This window comes from Burkholderia sp. 9779_493 (assembly GCF_015712215.1).
In the GTDB taxonomy this organism is placed as follows: domain Bacteria; phylum Pseudomonadota; class Gammaproteobacteria; order Burkholderiales; family Burkholderiaceae; genus Burkholderia; species Burkholderia cenocepacia.
The window spans coordinates 149,426-170,372 of sequence record NZ_JACCQA010000016.1; the positions used below are offsets into that span (position 1 = coordinate 149,426).

General features: G+C 67.0%; 22 protein-coding genes. 12 read left to right on the top strand and 10 right to left on the bottom strand.

Annotated features, from left to right (window positions below; all coding sequences use genetic code 11):
- The first annotated feature begins 513 nt into the window (after window positions 1-513).
- From H0X95_RS18715 to H0X95_RS18730, 4 genes are all read left to right on the top strand, one after another.
- Window positions 514-1,008, top strand: a complete 495-nt coding sequence (locus H0X95_RS18715; RefSeq protein WP_059723926.1) for an LEA type 2 family protein — start codon at window positions 514-516, stop codon at window positions 1,006-1,008.
- Window positions 1,009-1,162: 154 nt separating this feature from the next.
- Window positions 1,163-1,495 (top strand): YegP family protein, encoded by a 333-nt coding sequence (locus tag H0X95_RS18720; RefSeq protein ID WP_006481923.1) that lies wholly within the window; start codon window positions 1,163-1,165, stop codon window positions 1,493-1,495.
- A 137-nt stretch (window positions 1,496-1,632) separates the two neighbouring features.
- A complete protein-coding gene (locus H0X95_RS18725; RefSeq protein ID WP_006494412.1) occupies window positions 1,633-2,766 on the top strand; it encodes a methyltransferase in 1,134 nt (377 codons plus the stop codon).
- An 88-nt stretch (window positions 2,767-2,854) separates the two neighbouring features.
- Window positions 2,855-3,745 (top strand): class I SAM-dependent methyltransferase, encoded by an 891-nt coding sequence (locus H0X95_RS18730; RefSeq protein WP_034201872.1) that lies wholly within the window; start codon window positions 2,855-2,857, stop codon window positions 3,743-3,745.
- Window positions 3,746-3,805: 60 nt separating this feature from the next.
- Here the strand turns inward: H0X95_RS18730 and H0X95_RS18735 are convergent, their stop codons facing one another.
- Window positions 3,806-4,378 (bottom strand): DUF1415 domain-containing protein, encoded by a 573-nt coding sequence (locus H0X95_RS18735; RefSeq protein WP_058901215.1) that lies wholly within the window; start codon window positions 4,376-4,378, stop codon window positions 3,806-3,808.
- 76 nt (window positions 4,379-4,454) lie between these two features.
- A complete protein-coding gene (locus H0X95_RS18740; protein WP_006481919.1) occupies window positions 4,455-5,075 on the bottom strand; it encodes a TetR/AcrR family transcriptional regulator in 621 nt (206 codons plus the stop codon).
- A 219-nt stretch (window positions 5,076-5,294) separates the two neighbouring features.
- Between H0X95_RS18740 and H0X95_RS18745 the strand changes: the two genes are divergently transcribed.
- From H0X95_RS18745 to H0X95_RS18755, 3 genes are all read left to right on the top strand, one after another.
- The gene (locus tag H0X95_RS18745) at window positions 5,295-6,578 is read left to right on the top strand and encodes an MFS transporter (RefSeq protein ID WP_012492315.1); all 1,284 of its coding nucleotides are present in this window, start codon (window positions 5,295-5,297) and stop codon (window positions 6,576-6,578) included.
- A 155-nt stretch (window positions 6,579-6,733) separates the two neighbouring features.
- Window positions 6,734-7,339, top strand: coding sequence for a nitroreductase family protein (locus H0X95_RS18750; RefSeq protein WP_006482064.1), 606 nt, complete (start codon window positions 6,734-6,736; stop codon window positions 7,337-7,339).
- A gap of 189 nt (window positions 7,340-7,528) precedes the next feature.
- The gene (locus H0X95_RS18755; RefSeq protein ID WP_006494125.1) at window positions 7,529-8,779 is read left to right on the top strand and encodes an Hsp70 family protein; all 1,251 of its coding nucleotides are present in this window, start codon (window positions 7,529-7,531) and stop codon (window positions 8,777-8,779) included.
- Between the two features lie 101 nt (window positions 8,780-8,880).
- On the opposite strand, the gene H0X95_RS18760 is transcribed toward H0X95_RS18755, so the two are convergent.
- Window positions 8,881-9,084 (bottom strand): cold-shock protein, encoded by a 204-nt coding sequence (locus H0X95_RS18760; protein WP_006477070.1) that lies wholly within the window; start codon window positions 9,082-9,084, stop codon window positions 8,881-8,883.
- A 420-nt stretch (window positions 9,085-9,504) separates the two neighbouring features.
- Between H0X95_RS18760 and H0X95_RS18765 the strand changes: the two genes are divergently transcribed.
- Window positions 9,505-11,103: an APC family permease gene (locus tag H0X95_RS18765; protein ID WP_006482046.1), complete on the top strand. Its 1,599-nt coding sequence runs from the start codon at window positions 9,505-9,507 to the stop codon at window positions 11,101-11,103.
- 111 nt (window positions 11,104-11,214) lie between these two features.
- Here the strand turns inward: H0X95_RS18765 and H0X95_RS18770 are convergent, their stop codons facing one another.
- The 7 genes from H0X95_RS18770 to H0X95_RS18800 form a co-directional block, all read right to left on the bottom strand.
- The gene (locus tag H0X95_RS18770) at window positions 11,215-12,006 is read right to left on the bottom strand and encodes a DODA-type extradiol aromatic ring-opening family dioxygenase (RefSeq protein ID WP_006494408.1); all 792 of its coding nucleotides are present in this window, start codon (window positions 12,004-12,006) and stop codon (window positions 11,215-11,217) included.
- A gap of 202 nt (window positions 12,007-12,208) precedes the next feature.
- Window positions 12,209-12,805 carry a UbiX family flavin prenyltransferase gene (locus H0X95_RS18775; protein WP_006482052.1) on the bottom strand — a complete coding sequence of 199 codons (597 nt, stop codon included), beginning with the start codon at window positions 12,803-12,805 and terminating at the stop codon, window positions 12,209-12,211.
- Window positions 12,806-12,829: 24 nt separating this feature from the next.
- On the bottom strand, window positions 12,830-13,141 hold the full coding sequence (gene grxD, locus H0X95_RS18780; protein ID WP_006477066.1) for a Grx4 family monothiol glutaredoxin: 312 nt from the start codon (window positions 13,139-13,141) through the stop codon (window positions 12,830-12,832).
- Between the two features lie 67 nt (window positions 13,142-13,208).
- Entirely contained in the window at window positions 13,209-14,051 is an 843-nt protein-coding gene (prmC, locus tag H0X95_RS18785) for a peptide chain release factor N(5)-glutamine methyltransferase (RefSeq protein ID WP_059723924.1), read from the bottom strand.
- A 7-nt stretch (window positions 14,052-14,058) separates the two neighbouring features.
- Window positions 14,059-15,141 carry a peptide chain release factor 1 gene (gene prfA / locus H0X95_RS18790; protein WP_006494405.1) on the bottom strand — a complete coding sequence of 361 codons (1,083 nt, stop codon included), beginning with the start codon at window positions 15,139-15,141 and terminating at the stop codon, window positions 14,059-14,061.
- A 92-nt stretch (window positions 15,142-15,233) separates the two neighbouring features.
- On the bottom strand, window positions 15,234-16,532 hold the full coding sequence (hemA, locus tag H0X95_RS18795) for a glutamyl-tRNA reductase (RefSeq protein WP_006482047.1): 1,299 nt from the start codon (window positions 16,530-16,532) through the stop codon (window positions 15,234-15,236).
- A 26-nt stretch (window positions 16,533-16,558) separates the two neighbouring features.
- Window positions 16,559-17,323, bottom strand: a complete 765-nt coding sequence (locus H0X95_RS18800; protein ID WP_006494404.1) for a response regulator transcription factor — start codon at window positions 17,321-17,323, stop codon at window positions 16,559-16,561.
- Window positions 17,324-17,494: 171 nt separating this feature from the next.
- Here H0X95_RS18800 and H0X95_RS18805 point away from each other — a divergent pair, with 171 nt between their 5' ends.
- From H0X95_RS18805 to H0X95_RS18820, 4 genes are all read left to right on the top strand, one after another.
- Window positions 17,495-17,749: a hypothetical protein gene (locus H0X95_RS18805; protein WP_006477062.1), complete on the top strand. Its 255-nt coding sequence runs from the start codon at window positions 17,495-17,497 to the stop codon at window positions 17,747-17,749.
- A gap of 18 nt (window positions 17,750-17,767) precedes the next feature.
- Window positions 17,768-19,582 (top strand): aminopeptidase P family protein, encoded by a 1,815-nt coding sequence (locus H0X95_RS18810; RefSeq protein ID WP_034201063.1) that lies wholly within the window; start codon window positions 17,768-17,770, stop codon window positions 19,580-19,582.
- A 97-nt stretch (window positions 19,583-19,679) separates the two neighbouring features.
- Window positions 19,680-20,231 carry a cysteine hydrolase family protein gene (locus H0X95_RS18815; RefSeq protein ID WP_006482082.1) on the top strand — a complete coding sequence of 184 codons (552 nt, stop codon included), beginning with the start codon at window positions 19,680-19,682 and terminating at the stop codon, window positions 20,229-20,231.
- On the top strand, window positions 20,228-20,851 hold the full coding sequence (locus H0X95_RS18820) for an HAD family hydrolase (protein WP_059723923.1): 624 nt from the start codon (window positions 20,228-20,230) through the stop codon (window positions 20,849-20,851). Before H0X95_RS18815 ends, H0X95_RS18820 begins: the two co-directional genes overlap by 4 nt.
- Window positions 20,852-20,947: the final 96 nt, after the last annotated feature.

Consider the following 20,947-nt stretch of genomic DNA (forward strand, 5'->3'; position numbering starts at 1 on the left):
ACGTGAAGGTAATCATGGTTTACTGCCCCCTCTGGATTTCCGGATGTCGGTTAACTTGCCGGTTCAAAATGGCCGGGCGCGTGTTGTACTGAATTGATTTCGCGCGCACGACACGGGGCAGCACGCCCGGCGCAGGCGCGCAATCCCTTTGAACCGACGACCTACGGGGCTGGCCGGGCCAGGCCGCAGGACGGAAGGACAGCGTGTCGCCGTCCCGTAAATTCGCCGTCATGCGGCTTCAAGGTTTGTCGGCTTGCTCCAAGGATGCGTAAATATACTTGATGGTTTTGGGTAAAGGAAACGAAAAATTTAGAAAGAGCATCTATTGAATTCCGAGCGCTTCATTGAATGCTGAAAGTCATTAATGCGCTTTCCGTTTGGCCGGAAATTTCGTAGTTTTAATCTATTAACGATCTGCCGGTGCCATGAAAACTACGAAGTCCGGCGAGAGGCTGCATGGTCGGTACAATGCGTCGACGACCCGTTCACCGATCGCCACGAGGAGGCCTCCCCATGCCACGCGCCCTGTTCCGTATCGCGCCGCTGCGCGCCGTGCTGCTGCTGTTCGCGACCGTGTTCCTGCTGGGCGGTTGCGCGGCGCTCACGCGCGAGCCCGTGCGCGTGTCGGTCGCCGGACTCGACCCGCTGGTCGGGCAGGGTCTCGAGATGCGCTTCAGCCTGAAGTTGCGCGTGCAGAATCCGAACGACGCGCCGATCGACTACGACGGGATCTCGGTCGCGCTCGACCTGAACGGCGCGCCGTTCGCGAGCGGGGTCAGCGACCGGGCGGGCACCGTGCCGCGGTTCGGCGAGGCCGTGCTCGACGTGCCCGTGTCGGTGTCGGCTTTCGCTGCCGCACGGCAGGCGTGGAACCTGCCCGGCGCGGCCGCGAACGGCGAGCTGCCGTATGCGTTGCGTGGCCGGCTCGCCGGCAGCGTGGTGGGCACGGTGCGCTTCAACGACGCGGGCACGCTGCGCCTGCCGACCATGCCGGGATGGGGCGGCTAGATCGTTCGGCCGGATTCAACGTCGGTCAAAGGTGTCTGAAAATTCACCATTTGACAGTCTTTAACGCTTATCTCCGCGAAATGTCGATTTTTGTCGGTATGCCCCTTACACTTGCCGATGTCCGAGGGTCGGACATTCTTTTTAGGGGAACGCCATGGCGGCAAAATTCGAACTCAAGAAGGCCACGAACGGCCAGTACTACTTCCACCTGAAGTCGGCGAACGGCGAGATCATCCTCGCGAGCGAGCGGTACGAGGAGAAAAGCGGGGCGAGAAACGGGATCGCGTCCGTGCGGGACAACGCGCCGCTCGACGAGCGTTACGAACGGAAGCTCGCCCACAACGGTGAGCCCATGTTCAATCTGAAGGCGGCCAACCACCAGGTCATCGGCACGAGCGAGACGTACAGCAGCGTGCAGGCTCGCGAGAACGGCATCGCGGCCGTCAAGCGCGATGCACCCATTGCGGAAACCGTCGATCTCGCCTGATTGACGAGATTGCGCCGCGATGAACGCTTCCGGGCGATTGTCGCGGCGCCTGTTTTGCCGGGTCGGGCAAAGCGCGGTATGGTGTGGTCCGCGCGGCGAATTCTCGCTGCCGCTGAGCCAACCGTAACCGAGTTCGCGTGACCGATTCCCCCGTTTTCCACTGGACCGACGCCGACGGCGTCGATCATGCCGTGCGCTGGCGCTCCGAAGCCGGCGTGCAACCGCCGAAGCGCGCGGTGCCCGCCGACGACCGCCTGACCGCCGACGCGGCCTACCGCCTCGCGTGCGAGGGCACCGCGCTCGTCTGGCAGGGCGACTTCCAGAACGCACGCCAGCTCGTGCAGGCGATGGCGCGCCGTGTCGAACGCAAGCCGAAGAAGGCGAAAGCCGCGGCCGGCGTCGATGCGTTCAACCTGCATCGTCTCGCGCAATCGCAGCGCGCCCGCACGCTTGGCATGCTGCTGATCCCGCTCGACGCCGATTACACGATCCCGCTGCGCCGCGCGCCCGACGTGCGCGCGGCCTGCGAGGAAGCGTACGGCCCCGGCGGCGCGCCGTCGGTGGTGTCGCTGCGCGAACTGCTCGGGCTCGTCGGTGCGCATGAGTGGCGCAAGAAGGGCGTGCCGATCCCGGCGCTCGGCGGCGCGCCGATCCACCCGCATTACGGCGTGTTCTCGCCGGTGCGCGGCGAATACGTCGAGCTCGTCGCACGCGCGCCGCTGCCGGCGACGTCGCTCGCGTTCGACATCGGCACGGGTACCGGCGTGCTGGCCGCGGTACTTGCCTCGCGCGGCGTCGAGCATATCGTCGCGACCGATCAGGATCCGCGTGCGCTCGCTTGCGCGCGCGAGAACGTCGCGCGGCTCGGTCATGCGGGCCACGTCGATATCGTCGAGGCCGACCTGTTTCCCCCCGGCCGTGCGCCGCTCGTGGTCTGCAACCCGCCATGGGTGCCGGCCCGGCCGAGCGCGCCGATCGAATACGCGGTCTACGATCCGGACAGCCGCATGCTGCGCGGTTTCCTCGCGGGGCTGGCCGCACATCTGGAGCCGGGCGGCGAGGGCTGGCTGATCCTGTCCGATTTCGCCGAGCATCTCGGCCTGCGGCCGCGTGAAACCCTGCTGCAATGGATCGACGAAGCCGGCCTAGTCGTGCTCGGCCGCGACGACATCCGTCCCGCGCACCCGAAGTCGACGGACGCCGACGATCCGCTGCATGCGGCGCGTCGTGCCGAGATCACGTCGCTGTGGCGGCTCGGCGCCCGGGCCTGACCGCGTATTTTCGGTAAACTGTCGCCATTCCTCACGAATTTCCGCCGCCGGGCCGGGTCGACCGACCGTGGCCCGGCGGCGCTTCACGATGTCGAACAAGACCCACGAAATCCGCCCGGAGCAGTCCGTCGAGCTGCTGAAGGAACTGCACATCCTCACCCGCGACGGGAAGCTGAACCAGGACAGCCGCCGCAAGCTGAAGCAGGTCTATCACCTGTTCCAGTTCATCGAGCCGTTGCTCGCCGGCGTGCAGGCCGACAAAGGCCATGTGACGCTCGTCGATCACGGCGCCGGCAAGTCGTATCTCGGCTTCATCCTGTACGACCTGTTCTTCAAGCAGCAGCCGGGGCACGGCACGCCGGCGTTCGCGTCACACGTGTACGGCATCGAGACGCGCGAGGAACTCGTCACGCGCTCGACCGAGCTCGCCGCCCGGCTCGGGTTCGGCGGCATGTCGTTCCTGAACCTGTCGGTCGCCGATTCGATCACGTCGCCGCAACTGCCCGACACGGTCGACGTCGTCACCGCGCTGCACGCGTGCGACACGGCGACCGACGACGCGATCCGCTTCGCGCTCGCGAAGCGCGCGCAGCACATCGTGCTGGTGCCGTGCTGCCAGGCGGAAGTCGCGGGCGTGCTGCGCAAGAACAAGGGCAAGTCGCTCGCGAATGCGCTGACCGAGGTGTGGCGCCATCCGCTGCATACGCGCGAATTCGGCAGCCAGATCACCAACGTGCTGCGCTGCCTGCAGCTCGAAGCGCACGGCTACCAGGTCAGCGTGACCGAACTGGTCGGCTGGGAGCATTCGATGAAGAACGAGCTGATCATCGCGCAGTACAAGAACCTGCCGCGCCGGCGCCCCGGCGAGCGGCTGAACGAGATCCTCGGGATGTTCGGGCTCGCCGAACTCAACGAGCGCTTCTTCGTCGCGCAAGCCGCGCCGGCGAGCGACGCCGCCGTCGAGCCGGCCGAAGGCTGACGCGGCCGCGCGGGCATGGCGCTCGCGCCGCACGTTGCACGCCGCACGTGACACGCCGCGTCACACGTCGTCGCCCGGCCGGCGCATCCATTCGCGCCAGCCTTCGTGGCCGAGGCGGCGCAGCGTTTCCTGATTCTTTTCGTAGATCGCGGACGCGTCCGGAAACGCGTCGACCGCGCGCGCGATGCTGTCCTCGCGCAGCAGGTGCAGGATCGGATACGGCGCGCGGTTCGTGTAGTTCTCGATGTCGTCGGGTTCGGTGCCGTCGAACTGGTATTGCGGATGGAAGCTCGCGATCTGCAGCACGCCGTCGAGCCGCAATTGCTGAACGAGCCGCTCGGCGAAGAACAGCGCATCGTTGTAGTCGACGAAATCGGCGAACGCATGCGGGTAGATCACGAGCGTCGTATCGATCTGCTGCGGGTCCGCCGCGTCGAGCAAGCGCAGCTCGGTTTCGAGTTCGGCGAGCGTATCCTCCAGGGTCGTCGCTTCGCTGATCGCGTAGCGCACCTGTTCCTTCACGTAGACGCTTTTCGCGAACGGGCACAGATTGAGCCCGATCACCGCGCGCGCGAGCCAGTGCCGCGTGGCGGCGAGGATGTCGTCGTGCGAGTCGGGGCGGGTGTCGGTCATCGTGATACCAGTCGGGCGGAAGGGCTATGAGGGCCGCATTGTAGCGGGCGCGCCGCGGACGAACGCGCGCGGCCCGTCACGCGCAGGCGGCTTCGATCAGCTGCGTGACGAGCGCGGGCGCGGTGCCGATCGGCGTTTCGCCGTGCCGGTAGGTCTGGCTCGCCGCATAAATGCCCTCGACCACCAGCGCGAGCGCATCGGCGAGCGCCTTCGGCTGCCGCGCGCCGGCGCCTTCGCACAGCGCGACGAGCCGTTTCATCAGCTGTTCCTTGTTCTGCGCGACGCGTTCGCGCGCCGGATGCGACGCGTCCGGGAATTCGGCGGCCACGTTGACGAACGGGCAGCCGCGATAGTCCTTTTGCGTCGCGCGTTCGGCGAGATCGACGAAGTACTGGATCAACTGCGCCTTCGGCTGCCCCGGATGCTTCGCGGCGCTCGTGTCGAGCCGCTCGAAGAAGCACGCGTCCATCCGTTCCAGATACGCGAGGATCAGTTCGTCCTTCGATGAGAACTGGCGGTACAGGCTCATCTTGTTGACGCCCGCGCGCTCCACCACCGCCTCGACGCCGACCGTTCGCACGCCTTCCTTGTAAAACAGCTCCTCGGCAGCGCGCAGCAGGTGCTCCTGCGCGGTGGCGCCGTCGATCGGCCGGCGCGTGCGCCGTGCCGGCGGTTTGGCGACCTCGATGCCCGACATGATGACCCTCGACTTCGTGGTGAATTGCTTGACATGTTACCGACTGGTCACTACGATCGCAACACAATTGTGACCGGTCGGTAACAATCGCGGCCGGATCAACAGACGAATGCCAAGCGTCGGCCCGGGTCAGCCGATGTTGAAATGCGCGGCGGAGGTGGCCTGGTTGGGACGGAGCGGGTGCGACGACACCGGAACCGTCAACTGGAGAACATGAAGATGAACTGGGCAGTGACACGAATCGGCGGGCGCTTCCATTACGGATGGCTCGCGGCGGCGGTGGTATTCCTGATCCTGCTGGCGGCAGCCGGCACGCGCGCGACGCCGAGCGTGCTGATGGTGCCGCTCGAACGCGAGCTCGGCTGGAGCCGCGCGGCGATTTCGCTGGCGATTTCGGTGAACATCGCACTGTACGGCCTGACGGGCCCGTTCGCGGCCGCCGCGATGCAGCGCTTCGGGCTGCGCCCGACGATCCTCACCGCGCTCGTGACGATGAGCGCGGGCGTCGCGCTGTCGTCGATGATGACGCAGAGCTGGCAGATGGTCGTGATCTGGGGGCTGATGGTCGGCTGTTCGACGGGCGTCGTCGCGCTGACGCTGTCCGCAACCTTCGTCACGCGCTGGTTCCACGCGCGGCGCGGCCTCGTGATGGGGATTCTGACCGCGAGCACGGCCACCGGCCAGCTCGTGTTCCTGCCGATGCTCGCGGCGATCGCGCAGCGCCACGGCTGGCGGCCGGTCGTGCTGGTCGTCGCGGTGGCGGCCGCGATCGTGATTCCGCTCGTCGCGTTTCTGCTGCCCGAGCGGCCGGCCGACGTGCGGCTGCGCCCGTACGGCGAGCCGGCCGATGCGCCGCCCGCGCCGGACGCGACGAAGGAGAATCCGCTGGCGGTCGCGTTCCGCACGCTGCTGATGGCGAGCCGCTCGCGCGATTTCTGGCTGCTGTTCTTCAGCTTCTTCATCTGCGGTGCGAGCACCAACGGCTATGTCGGCACGCACCTGATCGCGATGTGCAGCGACTACGGGATGACCGAGGTGCAGGGCGCGTCGCTGCTCGCGGCGATGGGCGTGTTCGACCTGTTCGGCACGACGTTGTCGGGATGGTTGTCGGACCGTTACGACAATCGCGTGCTGCTGTTCTGGTACTACGGACTGCGCGGGCTGTCGCTGATCTACCTGCCGCATGCGTTCGGGATCGATTTCTTCGGGCTGCCGTTGTTCGCGATGTTCTACGGGCTCGACTGGATCGCGACCGTGCCGCCCACCGTGCGGCTCGCGACCGACGTGTTCGGCAAGGCCGCGGCGCCGGTCGTGTTCGGCTGGATCGTCGCCGGCCACCAGCTCGGCGCGGCATTCGCGGCGCTCGGTGCCGGGCTGCTGCGCGCGAGCCTCGGTACCTACACGATCGCGTCGATGATCTCGGGCGGGTTGTGCATCGTCGGCGCGCTGATCGTGCTGCGGATCAACCGCGGCCCGTCGCGCGCGGCCGCGCAGGCGGCCTGATCGCGGCGGACCGGCCGGCCGCACCGCCGCGGCCGGCCATTGCACGCACGCAGATTTGCATAGCGCGGCGGGATCGGGCGCGCTGTCGCTCAAGCGGGTATGCTTGCGGTTCGCCGGGCGTTCGCGCCCCTTCATCGATGTCAGCGAGGAACCGCATGTCCGTCAAACCTGCTCCCACCACTGTTTCGATTCACGATCTGATCGCGGGCCGCTGGAGCCCGCGCGCGTATTCGGATGAGCCCGTCAGCGCCGGCGATCTCCACGCGGTGCTCGAAGCGGCACGCTGGGCCCCGTCCGCGTACAACGCGCAACCGTGGCGTTTCATCGTATTCGATCGTACCCAGGACGAAGACGCGTTCAAGCGCGCATTCGCGACGCTGGTGCCGTTCAACCAGGGCTGGAATGCACCGGCGCCGGTGCTGATCGCGGTCACCGCGCACACGCTCACGCCGAAGGGCGAGCCGGCGCCGACCGCGCTGTACGACGCCGGCGCCGCCGCGATGTCGCTGGTGCTGCAGGCGCACGCGCTGGGCCTCGCCGCGCACCAGATGAGCGGTTTCGACCCGAAGGCATTCCGCGACGCGTTCGCGATTCCGGCGGACGTCGCGATCGTGTCGATCATCTCGCTCGGCCACTACGGCAACGTCGACAAGCTCGATCCCGTGCTGCGCGATCGCGAGAAGGCGCCGCGTACGCGCCATGCGATCGGCGAAGTCGTCTACGCCGGTGCGTGGAAGAAGAGCTTCGACGCGGCAGCCTGATCCTGCGGGCGGGCAGGCTGCGTCGCGCATCCTGTCCGCGCATGTTCGCGGCGCGCCACGGCGCGCGCCGTCGCCACCGGGCGCCCGTTGCGCGGCGCCGCTGGCCGGCCCCGGTTGTGATCCCGCGGGCTTCATGTTAAAAAGCCCGTCCTTTCCGTTTTCGCGCCGGCCCTGCTGCGGCAATTTCCCATGACTTACTGCGCGATCGATTTCGGCACGTCCAATTCCGCCGTGGCGCTGCCCGACGGCGATGGCATGCGCCTCGCGCCCGTCGAGGGCGACCACCTGACGCTGCCCACCGCGATCTTCTTCAACAACGACGAAGAGACGGTCGAATACGGCCGGGCGGCGCTGGCCTCCTATATCGACGGTTTCGACGGCCGGCTGATGCGCTCGATGAAGAGCATCCTCGGCTCGCCGCTCGCGGAAACGACGACCGATCTCGGTGACGGCAGCGCGATCGCCTACACCGACATCATCGCGCGCTTCCTGACGCACCTGAAGCGCAAGGCCGAAGCGCGCGCGGGCGCGCCGATCGGCCGCGCGGTGCTCGGCCGGCCGGTGTTCTTCGTCGACGACGATCCGCGCGCCGACCGGCTCGCGCAGGATCAGCTCGAGGCGGCCGCGCGCTCGGTCGGCTTCGCGGACGTTCACTTCCAGTACGAACCGATCGCCGCCGCGTTCGACTACGAGTCGCGCCAGCAGGCCGAGCGTCTCGTGCTCGTCGCCGACATCGGCGGCGGCACGTCCGACTTCTCGCTGGTGCGCGTCGGCCCGCAGCGGATGGCGCGGCTCGAACGCAAGGACGACGTGCTGGCGCACCACGGCGTGCACGTCGCGGGCACCGACTACGACCGGCGGGTCGAGCTGGCGGCGATCCTGCCCGCGTTCGGCTACCGTTCGCTCGACCCGGAAGGGCGCGAGCTGCCGAACAAGATCTACTTCGATCTCGCGACCTGGCACCTGATCAATACCGTCTACACGCCCAAGCGCGTCGGCGAGCTGAAGCTGATGAAGCACCTGTACCAGGATGTGCGGCAGTACGACCGGCTCACGAGCGTGGTCGAGCAGCGGCTCGGTCATGCGCTGATGGCGCGCGCGGAAGAGGCGAAGATCGGTGTCGCGGCGGGCGGGGAGACGATGATCGACCTGAACGACGTGGAAGAGGATCTGCTGATCGCGTTCGACGCGGATCGCCTCGTCGACGCGAGCCAGGACGATACCGCGCGCATCGTCGATGCCGCACGCGAAACGGTGCGGCTCGCGGGCGTCGCGCCGCGTGACGTCGGTGCGCTGTATTTCACCGGCGGTTCGACGGGGCTCGCGTTCCTGTCGGGTGCGCTCGCCGGCGCGTTTCCGGATGCGCAGCCGGTGTTCGGCGATCGCTTGGCGAGTGTCGCGACGGGGCTCGGCATTCACGCGCAGCGCCTGTTCGGCTGAGCGGCGCGGGCGGCTATAAGCCGCCATGCCGGACGAGCGGCGCGCAAAAACAAAAAGCCCCGCCGAAGCGGGGCTTTTTTACACGAATTATCGCGCCAAGCTTAGACCGGACGGATGTTCGCAGCTTGCAGACCCTTCGGGCCCGTCTTCACTTCGAATTCAACCTTCTGGTTTTCTTGCAGCGTCTTGAAGCCTTCGACGCGGATTTCCGAGAAGTGCGCGAACAGATCGTCGCCGCCGCCTTCCGGGGTGATGAAGCCGAAGCCCTTTGCGTCATTGAACCACTTGACGGTACCGGTTGCCATGTTACTTGTTCCTAAAAAGATAAAACGGGGCCGAAGCCCATGGGGTGCGGAAAATCAAGGAAGGGGTAATAGGACCAACCGGAGTACCGTTGATGGGCGAACTACGAAAGAACCAATTCACTCGCCACTTGAAATCCTGCGAAGTCCTTTATACGGCTAATCGGTCTGATGGTCAACCGTATTCCCATGCTCTCAGGGTTATTGCGGAGATCGGGTTTACAAAGCTTGCAAGCGATGCGAATTTTTTGTAGGGGCCGATCGATTTTGGCGCCACGTTCGAGGTGCAACCGTTAAACTACGCGCCGCGTGGACGGGTTGCCCCGATCGGGTTGACCGTCCCCCCAAGAATGCGTGCGCGGTGCTGTCCGAGCCGATCCCGGACCGCAGGCCGACCATGCTTTTTGAGACACAGGAGAGGATGTGAAGAGTTCTATTCAACGGAACATCGGCCCGTTTGCATTGATGCTGACGGGGCTGGGTTCGATTATCGGCTCGGGCTGGCTGTTCGGTGCCTGGAAAGCCGCGAAGATCGCCGGTCCGGCGGCGATCTGCGCATGGATCATCGGCGCGGTCGTGATTCTGGCGATTGCGCTGACGTATGCGGAACTGGGCGCAATGTTCCCCGAGTCGGGCGGCATGGTGCGTTACGCGCGGTACTCGCACGGTTCGCTGGTGGGTTTCATCAGCGCGTGGGCCAACTGGATCGCGATCGTATCCGTGATCCCGATCGAGGCGGAAGCGTCGATCCAGTACATGAGCACGTGGCCGTATCCGTGGGCGCATGCGTTGTTCGTGAACGGCGAATTGCAGACTCTCGGTCTGCTGCTGTCGGCCGTGCTGGTCGTCGTCTACTTCCTGCTGAACTACTGGGGCGTGAAGGCTTTCGCGCGGGCGAACACCGCGATCACGATCTTCAAGTTCCTGATTCCGGGCCTCACGATCCTCGGCCTGATGCTGACGAGCTTCCACGCGGAGAACCTCGGCACCGCGTCGAATACGAGCTTCGCGCCGTATGGCTGGTCGGCCGTGCTGACCGCGGTCGCGACGAGCGGCATCGTGTTCGCGTTCAACGGCTTCCAGAGCCCGGTGAACCTGGCCGGTGAAGCGCGCAATCCGGCGCGCAGCGTGCCGTTCGCGGTGATCACGTCGATCCTGCTCGCACTCGTGATCTACGTGCTGCTGCAAATGGCCTATATCGGCTCGGTGAACCCGGCCGACGTCGCGAAGGGTTGGGCGCACTTCAACTTCTCGTCGCCGTTCGCGGAACTCGCGATCGCGCTGAACCTGAACTGGCTCGCGATCCTGCTGTACGTCGACGCGTTCATCAGCCCGAGCGGCACCGGTACGACCTACATGGCGACGACCACCCGCATGATCTACGCGATGGAGCGCAACAACACGATGCCGAAGATGTTCGGCAACGTGCACCCGATCTACGGCGTGCCGCGCCAGGCGATGTGGTTCAACCTGCTCGTGTCGTTCATCTTCCTGTTCTTCTTCCGCGGCTGGAGCTCGCTCGCGGCAGTGATCTCGGTGGCGACGGTGATCTCGTACCTGACCGGCCCGATCAGCCTGATGGCGCTGCGCCGCTCGGCGACCGACATCGAGCGCCCGCTGTCGATTCCGCTGATGAAGCTGATCGCCCCGTTCGCGTTCGTGTGCGCGTCGCTGATCCTGTACTGGGCGAAGTGGCCGCTGACGGGTGAAATCATCCTGCTGATGATCGTTGCGCTGCCGGTGTACTTCTTCTTCCAGGCGAAGTCGGGCTGGACCGGCTGGGGCGCCGACCTGAAGGCCGCATGGTGGCTGGTCGCGTACCTGCCGACGATGGCCGTGCTGTCGCTGATCGGCAGCAAGGAATTCGGCGGTTATGGCTTGCTGCCGTACGGCTGGGACATGCTGGTCGTCGCGGCGATCTCGCTGGTGTTCTACTTCTGGGGCGTGAATACCGGTTACCGGACCCAGTATCTCGACGAGCGCGAGTCGCACGACGAGATCCTCGAAGGGGTCGGTGCCTGACGCCTGACCTGCCGCCGGATTCGGCGGCGGCAGGATGCAGCGAAAAAAGCCCGCCCGAGCGATGCTCGGGCGGGCTTTTTACTGGCCCGGCGGTGGCGCCCCCGTTCAGGTTCAGGCGCCGGCGCTCGCGAACACGTAGTTCGTCATCGCGAGCACGCGCTGGTAAGTGCCGAGCGACTGGATGCCGAGCCGGTAGTCGTCGTCCGCCGCGCCGAGCGCCGTGAAGACCGGCAGCAGATGTTCGTCGGTCGGATGCATCAACGCCGCGTGCGGCGCCTGCCGGCGGTAGTCGAGCAGCGCGTCGACGTCGCGTGCGGCCAGTTTCGCCTCGAACCAGTCGGTGAATTCCGCGACGCGCGGGTCCGCATCCTCGGGCGCGGCGCCGAAATCGGCGGCGCGCAGGTTGTGCGTGATCTGCCCCGAGCCGATCACCATCACGCCTTCGTCGCGCAGCGGCCGCAGCGCGCGGCCGAGCGCGAAGTGATGCGCGGCGTCCGCGCGCGGCTGGATCGACAGTTGCGCGACCGGCACGTCGGCTTCCGGAAACATCAGCAGCATCGGCACCCACGCGCCGTGATCGAGGCCGTGTTCGGTCGTCGCGGTCGCGATGCCGGCTGCGTTGAGCAGCGCGGCCGCGCGTTCGGCCACGTCGGGCGCGCCCGGCGCCGGATAGCGGATGTCGTACAGCGCCTGCGGGAAACCGTAGAAGTCGTGAATCGTGTCCGGATGCGCGGCGACGCTCGCGACTGGCCGCTGCGTGCCCCAGTGCGCGGACAGCATCAGTACCGCGCGTGGGCGCGGCAATTCGGCACCGAGGTGCGTGAACGCGCCGGACGGCAGCGCCGGGTCGATCGGCAGCGTCGGGGCGCCGTGGGACAGGTACAGCGAAGGCAAGCGGTTCATGGTGGTGACCTGCGAAAGAGTTTGCCTGTGACTATAGGCGCGCACCACGCATTGATAAATCGGCACGCTGGAATTTGATTGACGCCTGATTGTTGATAATCGTGGCGATAGCGGGCTTCCGACTGCCGACTGGCATCGGAAGGCGTGGAATCGACGGAGTTGTGGTGAGGATCGGTGGAGATGCGCGCAGAAGAGGCGTGACTTACTGCGCGTGCCGGATGCCGGCCCACGGTGTCGTGAGCGGCGCGCTGAGCGCGAACAGGTCGAGCACGCGCGTGACGGTCTGATCGACGAGTTCCTCGATCGTCTTCGGCATCGCATAGAACGCCGGCAGCGGCGGAAAGACGATGCCGCCCATTTCGGTGACGGCGGTCATGTTGCGCAGATGCGCGAGGTTGAACGGCGTTTCGCGCACCATCAGCACGAGACGGCGGCGCTCCTTCAGCGTGACGTCGGCCGCGCGCGTGATCAGGTTGTCGGACAGCCCGTGCGCGACGCTCGCGAGCGTCTTCATCGAGCAGGGTGCGATCACCATGCCATCGGTCGCGAACGAGCCCGACGCAATCGTCGCGCCGACGTCGCGCACCGAATGCACGACGTCCGCACGGCTTTCGACGTCGGCCTTCGGCAGCTTCAGTTCATGCTGGATGTTGAGCCAGCCGGCGTTCGAAATCAGCAGGTGTGTTTCGACGCCGCCGGCGGCGCGCAGCAGGTCGAGCAGCCGCACACCGTAGATCGCGCCGGTGGCACCGGTGATCGCGACGATCAGCCGGCGTGGCGGCGCGCTGGAAGATGCCATCGAAAGGGGGACGGGTGCCGCGTGTTACGCGGCGGCGAACAGTTGCTGCAGTTCGCCCGACTGGTACATCTCCATCATGATGTCCGAGCCGCCGATGAATTCGCCCTTCACGTAGAGCTGCGGGATGGTCGGCCAGTTCGAGAAGGCCTTGATGCCCTGGCGGATTTCGTCGTCCTCGAGCACGTTGACGGTCTTGAACTGGTCGACGCCGCAGGCCTTCAGCACCTGCACGGCGCGGCCCGAGAAGCCGCACATCGGGAATTGCGCGTTGCCCTTCATGAAGAGCACGACCTGGTTTTCGTCGACGATTTGCTTGATACGTTGTTGGGTGTCCATGACTGACCTTGCGTTTGCGGGGCGTTAGATCGAAATGATAGCGGATTTCAACCGGGCGGGCCGGGCATCAGCCCGGCAGGCGGCCGCCGGTCGTGCGTTCGATGGCGGCGAGATCGGTCAGCGATTCGACCGCGACGAAGCCGTGCGACACCAGGATCGCGCGCACGGCTTCGGCCTGGTCGTAGCCGTGCTCGATCCAGAGCGTGCCGCCCGGCTTCAGATGGGCGCCGGCGCCCGCGACGATCGTGCGGATCGCGCTGAGGCCGTCGGCGTCGTCGGTGAGCGCGCCGCGCGGCTCGAAACGCAGGTCGCCCTGGGCGAGATGCGGATCGTGCTGCGCGATGTACGGCGGGTTGCTGACGATCGCATCGAACGCGAGCGCGGGATCGAGCGCCGCGTACCAGTCGCTCTGCAGCCAGTGCAGCGGGCCGCCGGGGCGCTGCGCGTCGAGCAGCTTGTCGGCGTTGCGTTGCGCGACCGCGAGCGCGGCCGGCGAACGGTCGAGCGCCCACACGCGCGCATCGGGGCGCTCGGCCGCGATCGACACGGCGATCGCGCCGCTGCCGGTGCCGAGGTCGAGCACGGCCGCGTGCGGCAGCCCGTCGATCGCATCGAGCGCGGCTTCGACGAGCAGCTCGGTTTCGGGGCGCGGGATCAGCACGTCGGGCGTCACGTCGAACGGGCGGCCGAAGAACTCGCGCATCCCGACCAGTTGCGCGACGGGTTCGCCGGCGACGCGGCGCGCTTCGAGCGCGCGGTAGCGTTCGACCGCGGCCGCGTCGAGCGGCGCGTCGCCGCGCGTGATCAGCTGCGTGCGGGTCCAGCCGAGCGCGTGCGCGAGCAGCACGCGTGCATCGACCGGGTCGAGCGGCGAGGTGCGCAGCAGGGCGTCGGCGGTGGTGTCGGGCATCGTGGCCTCAGTCGGCTTCGCCGAGCGACGCGAGCAGCTCGGCCTGGTGCTCGGTGACGAGCGCGCCGATCAGTTCGTCGAGATCGCCGTCCATGATCGCCTCGAGCCGGTACAGCGTCAGGTTGATCCGGTGGTCGGTCATCCGGCCCTGCGGGAAGTTGTACGTGCGGATGCGTTCCGAACGGTCGCCGGAGCCGATCAGGCTCTTGCGCGTCGCGGCTTCCTTCGCATGCTGCTCGTGATACTGCTTGTCCTTGATGCGCGCGGCGAGCACCTTCAGCGCGCGATCCTTGTTCTTGTGCTGCGAGCGATCGTCCTGGCATTCGACGACGATCCCGGTCGGGATGTGCGTGACGCGCACCGCCGAATCGGTCTTGTTGATGTGCTGGCCGCCCGCGCCGGACGCACGGAACGTGTCGATGCGCAGGTCGGCCGGATTGATCTCGACCTCGCCGATCTCGTCGGCTTCCGGCATCACCGCGACCGTGCACGCGGACGTATGGATGCGCCCCTGCGTCTCGGTGGCCGGCACGCGCTGCACGCGATGGCCGCCCGATTCGAACTTCAGCCGCGAATACGCACCCTGGCCCGCGATCCGCACGATCACTTCCTTGTAGCCGCCGAGATCCGACGCGCTCTCCGACATCATTTCGACCTGCCAGCGCTGGCGTTCCGCGAAGCGCAGGTACATGCGCAGCAGGTCGCCCGCGAACAGCGCCGATTCGTCGCCGCCCGTGCCCGCGCGGATTTCGAGGAAGATGTTGCGGTCGTCGTTCGGATCCTTCGGCAGCAGCATCTTCTGCAGCTCGGTCTCGAGGCGCGCCATGCCCTCGCGTGCGCTGCGGATTTCGTCTTCCGCGAAATCGCGCATCGACGGATCGGCGAGCAGTTCCTGCGCGGCCGCCTCGTCGCTGCGCGACTGGCGCCATAACGCGTATTGCTCGACGACCGGGCCGAGTTCCGCATGTTCGCGCGTCAGCTTGCGGTACTGGTCGAGGTCGGCCGTGACGTTTTCGCGGCTCAGCAGGTCGTTCAGTTCGGCCAGCCGTGTGGACAGCTGGTCGAGCTTGCGTTGCATGCTCGTCTTCATGGTGTGGAGCGGCGCTCCCGGGCAAGGGTATTCGGAAAGGATAGGCCGGCGGCAGGGCAATGCGCGGCCGGCGGCAGGGCGACCGGCCGGCGCTAGTGGCCGGACTGGTCGTTCGAGCGCGGCGCGTGCTGGTAGAAGCCGCGCATCAGGTCGATCAGCGAATCGCGATCGGCGCCGTTGACGCGGTTGAGCGCGCTCGTCGGGCCGTGGATCAGCTTGTTGGTCAGCGCCTGCGACAGGGCTTCGAGCACGGCGGCCGGATCGTCACCGCGTGCGAGCAGCTTCTGTGCCTTCTCGACTTCGGCGCGGCGCAGCGCGTCGGCCTGCGTATGCATGTGACGGATCACCGGCACGACGCTGCGCGTGTCGAGCCATTGCATGAAATTCTGCACGCGGGTTTCGATGATCGCTTCGGCCTGCGCGACCGCGGCCTGACGCGACGCGTTGCCTTCGCGCACGATCGCGCCGAGATCGTCGACGGTGTACAGGAACACGTCCTTCAGCTTGCCGACTTCGGGCTCGATGTCGCGCGGCACCGCGAGGTCGACCATGAAGATCGGCCGGTGACGACGCGCCTTCACCGCACGCTCGACCGCGCCGAGGCCGATGATCGGCAGCGTCGACGCGGTGCACGACACGATGATGTCGAATTCGTGCATGCGGGTGGGCAGGTCGGCCAGCGGCATCGCGCGGCCGTTGAAGCGTTCGGCGAGCCGCTGGCCGCGTTCGGCCGTGCGGTTCGCGACGACGAGTTCGCGCGGGCCTTGCGCGGCGAAGTGCGTCGCGCACAGCTCGATCATTTCGCCCGCGCCGATGAACAGCACGCGCTGATCCGACACCTTTTCGAAGATGCGCTGCGCGAGGCGCACCGCGGCCGCGGCCATCGACACCGACTGCGTGCCGATTTCGGTCGTGCCGCGCACTTCCTTCGCCACCGCGAACGTGCGCTGGAACAGCTGGTTCAGATAGGTGCCGAGCGCGCCGGCTTCCGTCGCGGTGCGAACGGCATCCTTCATCTGGCCCAGGATCTGGGTTTCGCCGAGCACCATCGAATCGAGGCCGGAGGCGACGCGGAACGCGTGCCGGACCGCTTCCGACTGCGGCAGCGCGTAGACGTGCGGCGCGAGTTCGTCGACCGGAATCCGGTGATACTCCGACAGCCAGCGGAGCGCGCCTTCGCGGGCCGCGCGATCGTCGGTCGCGCAATACAGTTCAGTGCGGTTGCAGGTCGAGAGGATCGCCGCTTCGGGCGTATTGGGCGCCTGCGGGCCGAGAAACACGTTCTTGAACGTGACGAGAGCCGGTTTGATTTGCTCGAGCGGAAACGCCACGCGTTCGCGCAGGGCGACAGGCGCAGTGTGGTGGTTGATTCCGATCGTGAGGAGTTGCATATCGAGGGCTATCGTTTAGCCCCATATTATAGCGTTTCAGCGATTTCCTCACTCGCCGCATACCGGGCATCAGCGTGGCGGGGGCGCGAATTTGGGGGCTCGATCGGTACGCGGTCAAGCTGGTAGCCGAAGCCGTAGAGCGGCAGCAGTCGGTAGCCGCGCTCCGGAAGCAGCTGCAATTTGCTGCGCAGCCGCGACGCGTGGGTATCGAGCGTGCGCGACTTCATGTCGCGGCGGCGCGCCCATACCGTTTCGAGGATATGGGCGCGCGACACGGGCCGCGACAGGTTCGTGAACAGCAACTGCGCGAAACGGAACTCCTTCGGCGTAAGTGAAACGATTGCGTCGCCGAAACGCACGAGGCAGTGTGTGGCGTCGAACGCGTATTCGCCGTACATTTCGCGCGAGCGGGTGGGCGGCCGGCGAACGCCGGCGCGCCGGCTCAGCGCGTTGACGCGCGCGAGCAGCTCGGGCCCGCTCACGGGGCGCACGAGGCAATCGTCGGCGCCCGCGTGCAGGCACGAGACGATTTCGCTTTCGCGTGCCGACTGCATCACGGCGATGGCCGGCAATCCCGGCAGGACCGCCTGCGCGCGCGGAATGACTTCCTGCGCCGGCTGATCGCCGGCCCAGTGGCCGGTGACCAGCATGTCGCAGGTGTTGTCGGCGGCGAGCCACTCGAAGAAAGCGGCGCTGGATGGAAAAGCATGGCACACGTGACCGCCGGCAAAGAGCAGGCGGTTCAGGAGTGCGGTGTGACGCGACTCCGGATCGATCAGCGCGATTCGCATGAGAATTTCTTCAATACGGCAGCCGGTGTGCGCTTGCCATAACGTCGAGTCGGCCCCTACACTCGAATGTTCGCGGCGCCCGGCTGGTCTCGGGTTCGATGGATGAATCGATGCTAGCCGCTGGCAACGTTCACGCCTATGGGACGAATCTGAATTTATAGAAGGCGTCGAATGAACTGGTTTGGAATCCTTGTCCTGGGAGCGGCCGTCGGGTTGTTCGGCCGCTGGCTGCATCCGATGCGGCGCACGGGCCGGCCGGCGTGGTGGATCGCGGTGCTCGTCGGCATCGTGGGCGCGGCCGCCGCCCGCATGGTCGGCAATCTCTCGGGACTGTTTTACGATGGCGAGACGCTCGAATGGCCGGTCTGCACCGGCGTCGCGTTCCTCGCCGTAGCCGTGACGGTCGCGCTGTCGGCCCGTCGCTGAATGCTCTCAGGTGAAATCATGAATGCCCGTCTCCCCGAAGTCTCGCCGGTGCCGGCCCGTCTCGCGCTATTGCGCGACGCCATGGTCCGCGAGAACCTGGCCGCCTATCTCGTGCCGTCCGCCGATCCCCACCTGTCCGAATACCTGCCCGAACGCTGGCAGGCGCGCCGCTGGCTGTCCGGCTTCACGGGCTCGGTCGGCACGCTGGTCGTCACCGCGGACTTCGCGGGGTTGTGGGTCGACAGCCGCTACTGGGTGCAGGCCGACGCCGAACTGGCGGGCACGGGCGTGCAACTGATGAAGATGACGGGCGGGCAGCAGAGCGCGCCGCACGTCGACTGGCTCGCGCAGAACGTGGCGGCGGGCGCGACGGTCGGGGTCGACGGCGCCGTGCTCGGCGTCGCGGCCGCGCGCGGGCTGACGGCCGCGTTGAGTGCGCGCGGCATCGCGCTGCGTACCGACGTCGACCTGCTCGATGCGATCTGGCCCGAGCGGCCGGGGCTGCCCGGCGATGCGGTGTTCGAGCACGTGGCGCCGCAGGCCGACACGACGCGCGCGAGCAAGCTGGCCGACGTCCGCCGCGCGATGCACGCGCAAGGCGCGCAGTGGCATTTCGTGTCGACGCTCGACGATCTCGCGTGGCTGTTCAACCTGCGCGGCGCCGACGTCAACTTCAATCCGGTATTCGTTGCGCACGCAATGATCGGCACCGATCGCGCGACGCTGTTCGTCGCCGACGGCAAGGTACCGCCGGCGCTGGCCGCGTCGCTCGCGCAGGATGGCGTCGACGTCCGCGCGTACGACGCCGCGCGTGCGTCGCTCGCGGCGCTGCCGGACGGCGCGACGCTGCTGATCGACCCGCGCCGCGTGACGTTCGGCACGCTCGAGGCCGTGCCGGCCGGCGTGAAGCTCGTCGAGGCCGTGAATCCGTCGACGTTCGCGAAGTCGCGCAAGACGACCGCCGAGATCGAGCACGTGCGCGTGACGATGGAGCATGACGGTGCCGCGCTCGCCGAATTCTTCGCGTGGTTCGAACAGGCCGTCAATCGCGAAACGATCACCGAGCTGACGATCGAGGAGAAGCTCACGGCCGCGCGCGCGCGGCGCCCCGGCTATGTGTCGGCGAGCTTCGCGACGATCGCCGGCTTCAACGCGAACGGCGCGATGCCGCACTACCACGCGACGCGCGAGTCGCACGCGACGATCGCCGGCGACGGCCTGCTGCTGATCGATTCGGGCGGCCAGTACGTGACGGGCACGACCGACATCACGCGCGTCGTGCCGGTCGGCACCGTCAGCGACCTGCAGCGGCGCGATTTCACGATCGTGCTGAAGTCGATGATGGCGTTGTCGCGCGCCCGCTTCCCGCGCGGCATCCGCTCGCCGATGCTCGACGCGATCGCGCGTGCGCCGATGTGGGCGGCCGGGCTCGACTACGGCCACGGCACCGGGCATGGCGTCGGTTACTTCCTGAACGTGCACGAAGGCCCGCAGGTGATCTCGCACTACGCGCCGGCCGAGCCGTACACGGCGATGGAAGAGGGGATGATCACGTCGATCGAGCCGGGTGTGTACCGTCCGGGCCAGTGGGGCATCCGGATCGAGAACCTGGTCGTGAACCGCGCGGCCGGGCAGACGGAATTCGGCGATTTCCTCGCATTCGAGACACTGACGCTGTGCCCGATCGACACGCGCTGCGTGCTGATCGAGATGCTGCACGACGAAGAGCGCGCGTGGCTGAACACGTATCACGCGACGGTGCGCGAGCGCGTCGGCCGGCATGTGAGCGGCGACGCGAAGGCGTGGCTCGACGCGCGCACGCAGCCGATCTGACGCAACGCGCGGCAGGGCCGGATAGCGGCTGATCGCGATCGGACAGCGATCGGATAGCGATCGAACGACGGCCGGACAATAACAGCGAGGGCAGGCAATGGCGGACACTGCGGTGATCGTGGTCGACATGCAGCGCGGGCTGGTGGAGCGGGCGCGGCCCGCGTACCGGCTCGACGACGTGGTGTCGGGCATCAACCGGTTGACGGCGGCGGCGCGCGCGGCGAACGCGCCGGTGTGCTTCGTGCAGCACGACGGCGACGCGGACGACGACGTCGTGCCCGGCACGCCGGGCTGGGAACTGCATGCGGGGCTGGTCGTCGGTCGCGACGACTGGCGCGTGCGCAAGCAGGCGAGCGACGCGTTTCACGACACGCCGCTCGCGGCGCAGCTCGATCGCCACGGCATCCGCTCGGTGCTGATCTGCGGCTATGCGACCGAGTTCTGCGTCGATTCGGCCGCACGCCGCGCCGCGTTGCTCGGCTACCGGACGACCGTCGTGTCCGACCTGCACACGACGAACGAGCGCGTCCACCTGTCGGCGGCGCAGATCGTCGCGCACCATCACTTCATCTGGAACAACAATTCGCTGTCGGGCAACGCGGTGACGCCGCGTCCGCTCGCGGACGTGCTTGCTACGGAGTTCGCATGACGATCAAGGCAGTGGTGTTCGATTTCGGCGGCGTGCTGATCGACTGGAGCCCCGAGTACCTTTACCGTGAACTGATTCCCGACGACGCCGAGCGCCGCTGGTTCCTCACGCACGTGTGCGCGATGGACTGGGTGGTCCGTCAGGACGGCGGGCAGACGATCGAGGAAGGCACGGCCGAACTCGTCGCGAAGTTTCCCGAGCACGAAGCGCTGATCCGCGCGTTCTATGCGCGCTGGCACGAGATGATCGGCGGCGTGCTCGAAGAAGGCGCGGACCTCGTCGACCGGCTGGACGCGCAGGGAATGCCGCTGTTCGGGCTGACGAACTGGTCCGCGCAGACGTTTCCGTATGCATGGGACAACTTCCCGGTGCTGCGCCGGTTCAAGGACATCGTCGTATCGGGCCGCGTGAAGCTCGTGAAACCCGATCCGGCGATCTACCGCGAGATGCATGCGCGGATCGAGCCGCACCTGCCCGGCATCGCGTCGCACGAACTCGTGTTCATCGATGACAACGCGAAGAACGCGGCGGCCGCCACGGCGCTCGGCTGGCACGGCATTCATCACACGAGCGCGGCGGCGACCGAGGCGCGGCTGCGCGAGCTGGGCGCGCTGGTGTAAGCGGCGGGACGAGCGCCAGGCGAAAAAAAGCGGGCCATGGGCCGGCTTTTTCGTTGTGCCGTTCCGGATGCGGCCTCCTTCGATCACCTTCGGCGT